This window comes from Lentzea terrae (assembly GCF_003265345.1).
Taxonomy (GTDB): Bacteria; Actinomycetota; Actinomycetes; order Mycobacteriales; family Pseudonocardiaceae; genus Lentzea; species Lentzea terrae.
This window is the reverse complement of record NZ_QFWW01000020.1, coordinates 383,922-397,567: the sequence shown is the minus strand read 5'-3', so window position 1 is coordinate 397,567 and position 13,646 is coordinate 383,922. Positions and strand designations below refer to the sequence as shown.

Genomic DNA, 13,646 nt, shown 5'->3' with positions numbered 1-13,646 from the left:
GCGCCAAACTGTTCCACTTTCAAAACCTCAAAGCCACCCGTGCTCGTGCGCCAGCCGGAAGGCCTCCGCCCGGTTCGCCACGCCCAGTTTGGCGACCGCGGCCGACAGGTGGTTGCGCACCGTCCCCGCCGACAGCGACGTGCGGGACGCGATCTCCGCGACCGGCGTGCCGAACTCGGTCAGCCGCAACACTTCGAGCTCGCGCTGGGTCAACGGGCACGGGGGAGCGGCCAGGGCGTCGGCGGCGAGCGCCGGGTCGACCCACCGCGAACCGCCGTGCACGCGGCGGATCACGTCGGCCAGCGTGCCGCCGGGCGACCCCTTGGGCAGGAAGCCCTTCGCGCCCGCGTGCAGGGCCTGCTGCAGGTGCGGCGGGCGGCCGCGGCCGGTCAGGATCACGACTGCGCACGACGGCAGCACCCGCGCGAGCTCCTCGGTCACCTCCAGGCCGTCCAGCTCCGGCATCTGCAGGTCCAGCACGGCCACGTCCGGGCGGTGCGCCCGCGCGGCCTCGACGGCGGCCCGGCCGTCGCCGGCGCGGGCCACCACCTCGAGGTCCGGCTCCAGGTCGAGCAGCGCCGCGAGCGCGTCGCGGATCAGCTCCTCGTCGTCGGCCAGCAGGACTCTGATCACGCGGGCACCACGACCTGCAACGTGAACACCTCGGCCGACTGCTCGGCACTCACCCGGCCCCCGACAGCCGCCAGTCGCTCGCTCATGCCCCGGATCCCGTTGCCCTCGCCGGAAGGCTTGTCAGTGCCGTCGTTCGTGACGGTCAACCGCACCTCCCCGTCCTCCTGCGCGACGTCGATCATGCACCACGTCGCGTGGCTGTGCCGCAGGACGTTCGTGCACGCCTCCCGCAGCGCCAGCGCGAGCTGCGTGGCGCCCTCGCCGTGCACCGGGACCTCCGCGACGGTGCAGCGGATACCGGCCTCCTGGAGCACGTTGCGCACGGCGGTGAGCTGCTCGCCGAAGTCCACCGACCGGTAGCCGTGCACCGCGTCACGCACCTCGGCCAGCGCCGACGACGCGAGTCTTTGAGCCTCGAACGCCTCCGCGGCCGACCGTGCGGGATCGGCCGCCACGAGCCGTCCGGCCAGCTCGGCCTTCAGCGCGATCACCGTCAGCCGGTGCCCGAGCAGGTCATGCACGTCCCTGGCGAACCGCAGTCGCTCCTCGCTGACCGCGAGCTCCGCCTGCGCCTCCCGCCCGGCCCGTGCCTGCGCGAGCAGCCCGGCGAACCACATCGGGAGCCCGGCCATCGCGATGATCGTCACGCCGACCGCGGCCGCGATCATCTGGTACGTCGTGTGGTCGCGCGTCACGAAGAACCCGACGAGCCCCGACAGCACGACCGCGCCGAGCGCGGCCATCCAGCGCCAGACCCCGGACAGGAGCAGGGGAGCGAACCCGGCCGCGCCGCCACCGATCCACGCCCACGTCGACAGCTCGTCCGGACCTACCGGCGCCACCAGCGGAATCGACACCAGGGTGGCTGCCACGAGCACCCACAGCCTGGCCTCCCGCAACGCCACCGCGTACGCCACGGCCACGATCAGCAGGCCCAGCACCCCGAGCCAGCGGGTGGCGGACGGCTCGCGCAGCACCGAGACGAGCGGTACGACGAGCGTCGCCACCCACAGCACGTGCAGGGTGCCGCGCAGAGCGGTGTGCGGAAGATCGTTCATCGCCATCAGCCTAGAACCACTTCACCAGGATCGTGACGGCGATGACCAGGTCGAACACCCCGCAGAACTCCGACCACCAGCGCGGCACGACGGCGTCGCGGATGTGGTGGACCAGATCCCACACCGCGTGCGCGCCCCACCCGAGGGCGATCAGCAGGACGCCGACCTGCGGCGCGTGCGGCGTCAGCAGCACCACCACGGCGGCCAGCACCGTGTAGGCGCCGAACACCACGAGCTGCTTCTTCGGCGCTCGCCAGCCCCACAGGAGGTACGCCGCTTGGCAGGCCAGCAGCGTCCAAACGGGAGGCACGAGCGGTACGTCCCAGAAGTCCCACGACACCACCAACGCGACGGCCATCGGCCAACGGTCGATGAGGGCGCGCATCAGCGGTGTCGAGTGGAATGTCTTCGTCGTTGTCATGTACTGAGCGTCGGCGAAACCCTCAGCAGGACCCATCCGCGCGGTGTCACGACTTTTCTGTGCAAAACGCACGGACGAGCTATGCGGGTGTGTCGATCTCCGCCCAGATGGTCTTGCCGCCCACCATCTCCCGCGTGCCCCAGCACCGCGACATGTGGGCCACCAGCAGCAAGCCGCGACCCCGCGAATCGCCGAACCGCGACTCACCCAGATGCGGCAGCTCGGCCGGCGTGTGGTCGTCGACCTCGACTCTGATGAAGTCGGTGTGCCGCTGCACGCGCATGGCGCGTGGTCCATCTGCGTGTTCGTAGGCGTTGCTGGCCAGTTCCGTGCACACGAGCAGAACGTCGAGCCGGACGTCCTCGGGAAGGTCTCTCAGCAGAGTGCTGACCCAGGCGCGCATGGCCACGAGATCAGGCTGATCTTCCGGCAGGGTGTGCAGGGTTCTCGCGGAGGCGCTGAGCACCTCGGGAGTGTCCATCTAGATCCCCACCTTGGTCGGCTGAGGCCCTCCTGGCTGTTCAAGAAAGCCGTCAGGGTGCGAAATACCACCCCGCGTGCTACCCCAAACGTGTGGACGGCTACGGGTTCAACCTCGCGCTGGTCGGGGTGCTGGTGTTGCTCAACGCGGCCTTCGCCGGCAGCGAGATGGCGCTGGTGTCGTTGCGCGAGGGCCAGCTCCGGTCGTTGGAGCGCGAAGGACACCGCACGCTGATCCGGCTCGCGCGTGACCCGAACAGGTTCCTCGCGACCATCCAGATCGGCATCACGCTGTCCGGGTTCCTCGCCTCGGCCACCGCAGCCGTGTCGCTCGCGCAGCCGCTCGTGCCGCTGCTGGCGTTCCTCGGCGGCGCCGCCAACGGGGTCGCGATCGCGCTGGTGACGATCGTTCTCACGTTTTTCACGCTGGTCTTCGGGGAACTGGCGCCGAAGCGGCTGGCGATGCAGTACGCGGTGCGCTGGGCGAAGATCATCGCTCGCCCGCTGGACCTGCTGTCCGCCGCGTCCAGGCCGGCCGTGTGGCTGCTCAGCAAGGCGACCGACGTCGTGGTGCGGATCTTCGGCGGTGACCCGGACGTCGAGGAGGAACAGATGTCGCCGGAGGAGTTGCGTGATCTCGTCGAGGTGCAGCAGCACCTGAACCCCGAGCAGCGCACGATCATGACCGGCGCACTTGAGATCCACGAACGACGGCTGCGCGAGGTCCTGGTGCCGCGCCGGATGGTCACCGTGCTCGAGGAAGGTTTGACCACCCTGGCCGCGCGGGAAGTCCTGGCGAGGTCCGGACATTCGCGGGCGCCGGTGACGAAGGAAGGTCACTTGGACGACGTGATCGGCGTGGTGCACCTGCGGGATCTGCTCGACGACACCGTGCCGCCGGCCCACGTCGCGCGGGCGCCGATGTTCCTGCCGGACTCGGTGCGCGTCACGGACGCGCTGCGGCGCATGAAGGCGGAGCGCGAGCAGCTGGCGCTGGTCGTGGACGAGCACGGTGCGGTCGACGGCATCGTGACGCTGGAGGACCTGCTCGAGGAGGTCGTCGGCGAGATCTACGACGAGACCGACGCGGACGTGGTGGCGGTGCGAGCCGCGGCGGACGGGTCGATCGAGCTGCCCGGCACGTTCCCCGTGCACGACCTGGTGGACGTCGGTGTCGAGCTGACCGGGCCGCCTGGGCCCTACGCGACGATCGCGGGTCTCGTGCTGGTGATCCTCGGCCGCATCCCGGAAGAACCCGGTGACGTGGTGCGGGTCTCCGGCTGGGAGATCGAGGTGCTGGAGGTCGAGCACCACGCGATCACCAGGGTGAGGCTGAGGTCACAGCCGAAACCGCGGAATGAAGTGGACCTCTGAACCGTTACACACCGTGCAGCCAGTTCGGCTGCCACAACCTGCCAACGGAAACGGGGGGCTTTGGCATGCCTGCAGATCTGAAGAACCGCGCGTCCGGGCAGCAGGACGCGGACACGGTCGGCCAGTACCTGCGCGAGGTCGGCCGCACACCGCTGCTGACCGCGTCCGAGGAGGTCGACCTGGCCAAGCGCATCGAGGCGGGGGTCTACGCCGCGCACCTCCTGGAGATCGGCGACACCACGCGCGACGCCCGGCTGCTGCGCCGGATCGCCGCCGAGGGTGAGCGCGCCAAGGACCACATGATCCGCGCGAACCTGCGCCTGGTCGTGTCGGTCGCGAAGAAGCACTCGTTCCGCGGCCTGCCGTTCGGGGACGTGGTCCAGGAGGGCAACCTCGGCCTGATCCGCGCGGTCGAGAAGTTCGACTACGCCAAGGGCTACAAGTTCTCCACCTACGCGATGTGGTGGATCCGTCAGGCGATCGAACGCGGTCTGGCCGACCAGACCCGCACGGTGCGTCTGCCGGTGCACGTCGTGGAGGAGGTCAACAAGCTCAAGCGGCTGGGCCAGAAGCTCTCCTCGGCGCTCGGCCGTGAGGCCACTGTGGAGGAGATCGCCGCCGAGGCGAAGGTGTCGGCCACGCGCGTGCAGGACCTGCTGGACGCGGCCCGCACCTGCGTGTCGCTGGAGACGCCGGTCGGCGACGACGGCGGCTCGGTGCTGGGCGACCTGATCCAGGACACCGACGGGCTGTCGGCGCCGGATCTCGTGGAGCGCCAGGAGTTCACCGACGGCGTGCGGTCGCTGTTGGACGTCCTGCCCGAACGGCAGGGCCGGATCATGCGGCTGCGGTTCGGACTGGAGGACGGGCGGGAGCGCACCCTCCAGGAGGTCGCGGAGGAGCTCGGCCTGACCCGCGAGCGGATCCGTCAGCTCGAGAAGCAGTCGCTCGCCGTGCTGAAGCAGTCCGGCCGGCCGGAGGATCTTTTCGCGCTCGCCGGCTGACAACCCTTCGAAAGTCGCTTGTACTGACCGTTGTTGCAACTAAAGACTCATCACGTCCGATAACGGACTAACGCTGTTTCGCAACCGCGTGTGGACGCATCTGCATGGGCCGTCGAGGGCCGGCCCGCGTTCCGCACGCGGTTCCCTGCGATCAAGGAGCAGTGATGAGACAACGCACCCTGCGCACGCTCGGTGTGGCGGCGATTGCCGCCGTCGGCACGGTGTTCGCGCTCCCACAGGCTGCGGCCGCGCAGCCGGAGGGACCGATCGTCGCGGAAAGCGCGCCGAACGCCGTCCAGGACAGCTACATCGTGGTGTTGAAGGACACCATGACCCGCTCGGAGGTCGGCGGCAGAGCCGGTGACCTGGCGGGCAGGTACGGCGGCAAGATCGGCTTCACCTACCGCGCCGCGTTCAAGGGCTTCTCCGCCACCCTGTCGAAGCAGCAGGCCAAGCGCCTCGCCGCCGACCCGGCCGTGCTCTACGTGGAGCAGGACCGGACCGTGCAGGTGCTGACCGACCAGCTCAACCCGCCGTCGTGGGGGCTGGACCGGGTCGACCAGGCCGATCTGCCGTTGAACAGCAAGTACAGCTACAGCACTGATGCCTCCAACGTCACCGCGTACGTCATCGACACGGGCATCAACTACGACCACGCCGACTTCGGCGGTCGCGCGACGTTCGGGTTCGACGCGTTCACCGACGGCCGCAACGGCAAGGACTGCCAGGGCCACGGCACGCACGTGGCCGGCACGGTCGGCGGCGCGACCTACGGCGTGGCGAAGAACGTCAAGCTGAAGGCCGTGCGCGTGCTCAACTGCTCCGGCGGCGGCTCCGTCGCCACCGAGGCGGCGGGCGTCGACTGGGTGACCGCGAACGCCGTCCTGCCGGCGGTCGCGAACATGAGCCTCTACACCGGTACCAGGAACGAGCCGAGCCGCGTGCTCGACGACGCCGTGGGCGCGTCGATCCGGGCCGGCGTCTCGTACGTCGTGGCGGCGGGCAACTTCAACGACGACTCGTGCCAGTACTCGCCGCAGCGCGTCCGGGAAACGATCAACGTCATGGCGTCCGCCCGCACCGACGCCCGCGCGTCGTTCTCCTCCTACGGCACGTGCAGCGACCTGTTCGCGCCCGGCCAGGACATCGTTTCCGCGTCCTACAGCAACAACACCGGCACCGCGACGATGAGCGGCACGTCGATGGCCTCGCCGCACGTCGCCGGCGCGGCCGCGCTGTACCTGGCGGACAACCCGGCCAAGACTCCTGCTGAGGTGCACGCGGCGATCCTGGCGGGTGCCACGCCGAACAAGGTCACCAACCCCGGTGCCAACTCGGCGAACCTGTTGCTGCGCACCAACTCCGGCGGCGTGCCCGGCGTCTCCGTGACCAACCCCGGCGCCCAGACGACGGCGCTGAACGGCTCGGTCAGCCTGCAGCTGTCCGCTTCCGGTGGCACCGCGCCGTACACGTGGTCCGCCACGGGCCTGCCGACCGGTCTGTCGATCAGCTCTTCTGGTCTCATCTCCGGTACGGCTTCCGTTGCGGGCACGTACAACGTGACCGCCACGGCTGCTGCTTCCGCCGGTGGCTCGGGCAGCGCCTCGTTCACGTGGACGGTCGGCTCTGACTCGTGCGGCACGCAGACCAACGGCACCGACGTCGCGATCCCGGACAACTCAACGGTGTCGTCGTCGATCGTCGTGTCCGGCTGCGCGGGTAACGCTTCGGCGTCCAGCAAGGTCGAGGTGCACATCAAGCACACCTACCGCGGTGACCTCGTCGTCGACCTGGTCGCGCCGGACGGTTCGGCGTACTCGCTGAGCAACCGCTCCGGTGGCAGCGCGGACAACATCGACCAGACCTTCACGGTCAACCTGTCGTCGGAGACGCGCAACGGGACCTGGGTGCTCCGGGTCCGGGACGCGGCCACCGCTGACGTTGGCACGATCGACACGTGGAGCCTGACGCTCTAGTAGCTGTCGAGCGTTCCCTTGAAGTAGTGCAAGGTGAGCTCCGCGTCCCTGGTTTGTTCGTGCGGGGCGCGGAGCTTCACCGCGTAGTCGGCGATGTCGTAGAGGCTCCAACGGAGTTTGTAGAGGGCCAGGCCGGCTTCGCTCGGTTCGTAGCCGGTCAGGTTCGTGTACGCCGTGTGGTCGTCGAGGAGGCTCAGGTCGCGTTCCGGTGCGGCCAGGGCGACGGTGTCCCAGTCGACCAGCTTGAGGCCGTCGGTGGTGCGGATCAGGTTGCCGGGGTGCGGTTCGCCGTGCGTCACAACGAGCTTTGTGGACGTCTGCCTCTTCAGCCGGTCGAACTCGGCCAGCAGGTCGCGGATGAGGTCGGTCTTGGCAACGAAGACCTCCCTGGCGGGTGCGGAGAACCAGTCGCCGGGGTTGTCGAGCAGTGCTTCGAGGGCGGGCCGGTCTGGTGGGTCGATGGTGGCCACCGGGATGCCCGGCGGTGGCTCGCACGCGTGCAGCGCGGCGAGAAGTGTGAGCACCTCGTCGCGTTCGGCCGGAGTCGGCTGGTCGCCGAAGCTGCCGGAAGCTCCTTCGAGGAAGGGAAAGACGCTCAGTGCGTGGCGCTCGTTGAGCAGGACGACCGTGTCGCCGTTCTCTGCGGGCAACGGTGCCACGACGAACGGGAGCTTCAACGCTGCCGCAGTGTTCATGGCGTCTTTCAGTCCGTTGAGCGGCTTGTGCGCGAGATCGGCGACTGAGGTGAACCACCGGTCCGAGACCTTCCAGTGGTAGTCGCCGAACCCGACGGGCACGTACGTCGGTACATCGGTGATGCCGAACCGGGCCAGGCCCGCCGCCAGCTCGTGGTCGGCCAGGCCGACGGGAAGATCTTCCACAACGGGGGAAGCTACCGCTCCGAATGGCACCATGTGCGGTGTGAACGTGCCCGCTGTCCTGCGCACCCTGGCCCGGTTGAGCGCCGCCGAGCAGCCGCAGAAGGTCCAGCTCGACCTCTCCAAGGCGGCGGGGCTGCTGTGGTTCGGCGACCACGAGCCGTCGTGGCGGGCGATCACGGCCACCCAGAACGGGCAGGAGTGGACGCCGATCACCTGGACCGTGCCGAAGCAGGCCCGTGAGCAGCTGCAGCACCTGGCCGCGTTCGACGCGCTGCACCAGGAGGACCGGCTGCTGCGGCTGGGCTGGGCGTTCCTGGTCGGGCCCGCGGAGATCGGTGGCCAGCGGCGGCGGGTTTGCCTGCCGTTGATCTCACGGCCGGTGCGGGTGCATCACGGGCTGGGGTCGACCTACGCGTTCCACGTGGCCGGTGACGTCGCCGTGTTCCCGTTGATCGACGACTGGTCGCAGACGGCGGAGCGGGAGGCGATGCTCGCGCCGACCGAGCGGTGGATCACCGAGACGTTGCGGCTGGCGGGGTTCGAGAACGTGCCGATCGTGCGCGGTGACGACCCGAACTCGTTGCTCCACGGGCGGGAGCTGGTGGTCGCGATGGGGGCCGGGCTGCACGCCGGCGAGCCCGTGGTGACCACCGAACAGGGTTCGGCGTTGTTCCAGTGGTCGACTGCGACCGGGCTCGAGGACACCGCGCTGGCCGCGCTCTACGGGTCGGGGCACAGCGCCGACGGCCGGGTGGAGCCGATCACCTCGCCGTTGCCGCTCAGCCACAGCCAGGCGCGTGCGGTCGAGCAGGCCCACCGCGCCCGGATCACCGTGGTCGGCGGGCCTCCCGGATCGGGCAAGACGCACACGCTCGCCGCGTTGGCGCTGGATGCCGTGGCGGCGGGCAAGTCCGTGCTGCTCGCCAGCCGCACGCGCAACGCCGCCGACGTGCTCGGTGCGGCGTTGCGCCGGGCAGGCGGGCCGGTGCCGGCGTTGTTCGGCGATTCCGAGTTGCGGCAGGAGATGGCGCGCGAGCTGAGCGACGGTCTGTCCGCCAGAAGTTACCCCGAGCAACTCGAGGCGCTCGACCAGGAGCGGCGTACAGCGGTCGCGGCGGTCGGCCGGATCGAACGCACGGTCGCGTCCACTTTGGACGACGAGCGGCTGGCCGCAGAGGCACGGCGGCATCAGGCGTTGATGCCCGCGCACCGTTCGCTCGCTCCTCGTGCCTTCGAGTCCGGTGTTGATTTCGCTGAGCTGCACGGACTGCTGCGGCCGCGCACCGGGTTCCTGAGTGGACTGCGGACGAGCTGGGCCCTGAAGAAGGCACGCCGGCTGACCGGCGCGGGGGAGTCGTCGGTGGAGGACCTGGCCGCCGCGATCGCCGCCGCGGAGCAGACCGCGGCCGCGGTGCGGATCGGGGCGAGCGGCGGGTCGACGTTCCGCGAGCTGCGGCCGTTGCTGGTGGCCCAGGACCAGACGAGCCGGGCAGCCATCGCCGCGTGGCTCAAGGAGTTCGCGGTCAGCCGGCGGGGTTCGCCGGAGCGCAGGGCGGTGGCGGCGCTGGCGAAGGCGCTGCGGTCGGGGCGTGCGGCGCGCAGGCGTGGCCTGGCCGAGATCGACAGCGCGGACCTGGTGGAGGCACTGCCGTTGTGGGTCGGCACGTTGTCCGATGTGGAGGACATCCTGCCGGCGGTGCCCGGCATGTTCGACCTGGTGATCATCGACGAGGCGAGCCACGTCGACCAGCCGCTCGCCGCACCGGCGTTGCTGCGCGGGCGGTCCGCGGTGATCGGCGGCGACCCGCGGCAGCTGCGGCACGTGTCGTTCGTGAGCGACGAGGCCGTGCAGGCGGCCGTCGACGCCGAGGGCACGCAGGACCTGCGCGACCGGCTGGACGTGCCGAAGGTGAGCCTGTTCGACGCGGCCGCCGCGACCGCGGGCGTGCACTGGCTCGACGAGCACCACCGCTGCGCGCCGCACCTGATCGGGTTCGCCGCCGCGAAGTTCTACGAGGGCAAGATCGCGCTGCTGACCACGCACCCGTCGATCGCGGACGTCGACTGCATCGACACCGAGCGGGTGCCCGGCGAGCGCACCGCGAAGGGCGTCAACCAGACCGAGATCGACGCCGTGCTCGCCCACGTGCGCAAACGGGTCGCGGCGGGCGTGCGCTCGATCGGCGTGGTGACGCCGTTCCGCGCGCAGGCCGACGCGCTGGAGGAAGCGCTGCTGACCGAGCTGACGCTGGACGAGATCACCACGGGTGGCGTGCGCGTCGGCACCGTGCACGGGGTGCAGGGCAGCGAGTTCGACGAGGTGGTGATCAGCCTCGCCGCCGACGCGAAGCCCGGCGGGTGGCGGTTCGTGAACGACCGCAACCTGCTCGCGGTGCTGACCACGCGAGCCCGCCGGCTCGTGCACGTGATCACGTCCGCTCCGGAGCCGCCCGGGCTGGTCGGCGAGTACCTGCGGCACGCGGACGTGCCACCCACCGAGACCGCCGGGGTCGAGCCGTCGGACGAGTGGACGGCCCGCTTGGCCGACGAGCTCGTGCGTGCAGGTCTGACCGTGCGGACGGGCTACCCGGTGGGGCAGTGGCGGGTCGACCTCGTGGTGGGGGAGAAGGACGGCGCGGTGGCGGTGGAGACGCGCCCGCACCCGGAAGGGGCACAGGCGCATCTCGCTCGCTGGCGTGCGCTCACCCACGCGGGGTGGCGGGTGCACGACGCGTTCGGCAGCCGGTTCGACCACGATCCGGCCCGCGCGGCCGTCGAGCTGGCCCACGAGCTCCGCCGCTGACCGCACGCGGGGACCTTGCGTGCGGTCAGCGAGTACGAAAGCTCCCCGCGTGCGCTAGCGCCGGGTCGGCTGGAAGAGCGGCTCCGGCGCCGAAGCCAGCGCCGGGAGGAACGGGTTCGGGTTCGCCGGGCACACCGTCCCGACGGCCGGCAACGTCCCGTTGAGCAGGTACGCGTTGGTGTGGTCGGTGGCGCACTTGCTCAACCCGTACGCCGTGTGCCCCCACCCCGCGTAGGCGAGCAGTCGACTCCCGGCGAGCTGCCGGTTCACCGCCTGGGCGCCGCGGAAGTCCGTCACGCCGTCGAAGTGGTTGCCCACCACCAGAACCGGCGCGCTGGTGCGGGTGCGCCACGGACCGGTGTAGCGGTCGTGGTTGACGGGCCAGTCCGCGCAGGCCGCGTTGCCCCACCACCAGGCGGGACCGAACTCCGAACCCGCTGCGGCGTAACGGCCGATCGCGCGGTACGCCTCGAAGGCGCGCGGGAACTCGATGTCCGCGCACACGTTGCCGTTGTAGGCGTCGAACCCGTTGGGATAATCCGGTTCCGCCGCAACGGAAACCGAGGCCGACGCGTCGGACAGCTGGTCGAACAGCGCGGCGGCGGAAGGCCAGGAACGCGGATTGTACATCGCGCCGAGCGCGGCACTGATCACCGCGTCGTAGGTGTAGACCTGGTCACCGAGCTGGATCGGCTTGGCGCGCACCGAGGCCAGCAGCGCGTTCCAGCGCTTCTCCGACTGCGGGCCGAACACGCACGCCGCCTCGTCGCAGTTGCGGAGGAACTCGCGGAACTCCTCCTTCGTCGCGATCCGGTCGGACTCGATCTGCCGGCCGCTCGACCACAGTTCCGGGTTCAGCACACCGTCGACCACCAGCGCGCGGATGTTGCGGGGGAACATGTTCGCGTAGGTGGCGCCGAGGAACGAGCCGTACGAGAAGCCCAGGTACGAGATCTTGCGGTCACCGACGGCGCGGCGCAGCAGGTCCATGTCCCGTGCGACGTCGGCGGTGCTCATGTGGCGCGCGATGGTCTGGTCGTCGCGGCACTCCGGGCCGAGCGAGCGGTACCGGTCGAAGAACGGCCGCTCCTGCGCCGCCTGGTACGGGAAGCCGGGCAGACCCTCGAAGAACTTCGCCAGATCGGCCTCGCTGGCGAAGCAGTGCAACGGATCCGACCGGCCGATGCCCCGCGGGTCGAAGCCGACGATGTCGAACCGGCCCTGCAGGTTGGCCGAGAGCGTGTTGCCCGCACCCAGAGCGAAGTCCACGCCGGATCCGCCCGGTCCGCCGGGGTTGAGGAACAGCGACCCGATCCGCCGGGCCTTGTCGGTGGCCGGCTTGCGCGCCAGGGCCACGGAGGTGGTGGCGCCGCGCGGGTTGTCGTAGTCCAGCGGCACCTTCACCGAGGCGCACTCGAAACCGGGGTGTTCCGGTCCGCACGCCTGCCAGTCGATCTTCGGGACGCCGCTGTCGGCCAGTGCGACGGGTGCACCGGTGATGACGAGCGCGGCTGCCGCGGCGAGCACGGTGAAACGCATCGACAAGCTCCCCTCTTGTCCGCAGAGGGGGCCATTCCTACCGGCTGGCGACAGCGCTGAGAACCTCCGAAAGGCGGTCAATCCGGCCGTCGGTGTTTCTGCCGAACTCCCAGCCGGTCGGCGATCTGGTCGTGGATGGGAGTGCTCATCACGATCGGGTTCGGTGGTGGTGCCGGCGGTGTCGGTCCGGGGCCGTCCTGATCTGCAGGCATGCGAGGAGGGTAGGCATGACCGTTGACCCCACAAGCACGCTGATCAAGAAATCACACTCGACGTACCCCATGGGGTGAATCCGAATCAGCCGATCTATACCGAGGGTGGGAGTCCGCGCCTGCCGAGGACCTACGTGTGGGTGTGCCCGATGGGGGTACTCAAATTTGCCCAGCAACGTGGAATCTCACCGGCCGGACGTACCGTTTGCGTGATCTCGCGGCCATGCTGAACCATCGGGCTGACAGCCGGACGAACGTGGAGCGTGACTGTGGTCAGCGGCAAACCCGGCATCGCCAAACGGCAGCTCATCCTGCTCAGCGGCAGGGCGCACCCGGAGCTCGCGGAGGCCGTCGCCAAGCACCTCGGCGTCGGCATCACCCCGCAGGCCGCCTACGACTTCGCGAACGGCGAGATCTTCGTGCGGTTCGAGGAGTCCGTGCGCGGCGCCGACGCGTTCGTCATGCAGAGCCACAGCGCGCCCATCAACGACTGGCTGATGGAGCAGCTGCTCATGGTCGACGCCCTCAAGCGAGCCTCGGCCAAGCGCATCACCGCGGTCGTGCCGTCGTATCCGTACGCGCGTCAGGACCGCAAGTACGCTGGACGTGAACCGATTTCGGCACGGCTCGTCGCGAACATGTTCTCCACGGCCGGCGCGGACCGGATCGTGACGGTCGACCTGCACACGGCGCAGGCCCAGGGCTTCTTCGACGGCCCGGTCGACCACCTGCACGCGATGTGGCTGCTCACCGACCACGTCCGGGCGCGGTACCAGAGCGAGGACCTCACGATCGTCTCGCCGGACGCGGGTCGCACCAGGCTCGCCGAGAAGTGGGCCGACCTGCTCGGCGGGTGCCCGATCGCGTTCATCCACAAGACCCGCGATCCGTTGCGCCCCAACGAGGTCATGGCCAACCGCGTCGTCGGTGACGTCGAGGGCCGCACCTGCGTCGTGGTCGACGACATGATCGACACGGCGCTGACGAGCACGGGCGCGGCGCGGCAGCTGCTGGAGCAGGGCGCGAAGGACGTCGTCCTGGTGGCCACGCACGGCGTGCTGTCCGGTGAGGCGTACGACCGGCTCATCGCCAGCAAGGCGCGCGAGGTGATCCTCACCGACACCCTGCCGATCCCGCACGAGAAGCGCTTCCAGGGCCTCACGGTGCTCAGCATCGCCCCGCTGCTCGCGCGGGCGATCCAGGAGGTCTTCGAGGACGGCTCGGTGACCAGCCTGTTCGACGGGAATGCCTGATCGCGTGGCGCG

At 70.0% G+C, this 13,646-nt stretch carries 11 protein-coding genes; 5 read left to right on the top strand and 6 right to left on the bottom strand.

The features are described from left to right. Positions 1-27: 27 nt before the first annotated feature. The 4 genes from DI276_RS23785 to DI276_RS23770 form a co-directional block, all read right to left on the bottom strand. A complete protein-coding gene (locus tag DI276_RS23785) occupies positions 28-633 on the bottom strand; it encodes a response regulator transcription factor (protein WP_112266924.1) in 606 nt (201 codons plus the stop codon). Then, complete coding sequence (locus DI276_RS23780) at positions 630-1,691, bottom strand: sensor histidine kinase (RefSeq protein ID WP_198680849.1); 1,062 nt, start codon at positions 1,689-1,691, stop codon at positions 630-632. Before DI276_RS23780 ends, DI276_RS23785 begins: the two co-directional genes overlap by 4 nt. Positions 1,692-1,701: 10 nt before the next feature. Next, a complete protein-coding gene (locus DI276_RS23775; protein WP_157984895.1) occupies positions 1,702-2,112 on the bottom strand; it encodes a hypothetical protein in 411 nt (136 codons plus the stop codon). A 79-nt stretch (positions 2,113-2,191) separates the two neighbouring features. Further along, entirely contained in the window at positions 2,192-2,593 is a 402-nt protein-coding gene (locus DI276_RS23770) for an ATP-binding protein (RefSeq protein ID WP_112266918.1), read from the bottom strand. 92 nt (positions 2,594-2,685) lie between these two features. On the opposite strand from DI276_RS23770, the gene DI276_RS23765 reads away from it, so the two are divergent. The 3 genes from DI276_RS23765 (at position 2,686) to DI276_RS23755 (ending at position 6,946) form a co-directional block, all read left to right on the top strand. After that, positions 2,686-3,966, top strand: a complete 1,281-nt coding sequence (locus DI276_RS23765) for a hemolysin family protein (protein WP_112266916.1) — start codon at positions 2,686-2,688, stop codon at positions 3,964-3,966. 65 nt (positions 3,967-4,031) lie between these two features. Next, positions 4,032-4,970, top strand: a complete 939-nt coding sequence (locus tag DI276_RS23760; protein ID WP_112266914.1) for a sigma-70 family RNA polymerase sigma factor — start codon at positions 4,032-4,034, stop codon at positions 4,968-4,970. A 164-nt stretch (positions 4,971-5,134) separates the two neighbouring features. Continuing rightward, on the top strand, positions 5,135-6,946 hold the full coding sequence (locus DI276_RS23755) for a S8 family peptidase (RefSeq protein WP_112266912.1): 1,812 nt from the start codon (positions 5,135-5,137) through the stop codon (positions 6,944-6,946). Here the strand turns inward: DI276_RS23755 and DI276_RS23750 are convergent. Continuing rightward, positions 6,943-7,827: a phosphotransferase gene (locus DI276_RS23750; RefSeq protein WP_232836861.1), complete on the bottom strand. Its 885-nt coding sequence runs from the start codon at positions 7,825-7,827 to the stop codon at positions 6,943-6,945. The genes DI276_RS23755 and DI276_RS23750 overlap by 4 nt on opposite strands. A gap of 40 nt (positions 7,828-7,867) precedes the next feature. On the opposite strand from DI276_RS23750, the gene DI276_RS23745 reads away from it, so the two are divergent. Continuing rightward, positions 7,868-10,630, top strand: coding sequence for an AAA domain-containing protein (locus DI276_RS23745; protein ID WP_157984894.1), 2,763 nt, complete (start codon positions 7,868-7,870; stop codon positions 10,628-10,630). 54 nt (positions 10,631-10,684) lie between these two features. Here the strand turns inward: DI276_RS23745 and DI276_RS23740 are convergent, their stop codons facing one another. Then, entirely contained in the window at positions 10,685-12,169 is a 1,485-nt protein-coding gene (locus tag DI276_RS23740) for an alpha/beta hydrolase (RefSeq protein WP_112266906.1), read from the bottom strand. 475 nt (positions 12,170-12,644) lie between these two features. Between DI276_RS23740 and DI276_RS23735 the strand changes: the two genes are divergently transcribed. Then, complete coding sequence (locus DI276_RS23735; RefSeq protein WP_269814293.1) at positions 12,645-13,634, top strand: ribose-phosphate diphosphokinase; 990 nt, start codon at positions 12,645-12,647, stop codon at positions 13,632-13,634. Positions 13,635-13,646: the final 12 nt, after the last annotated feature.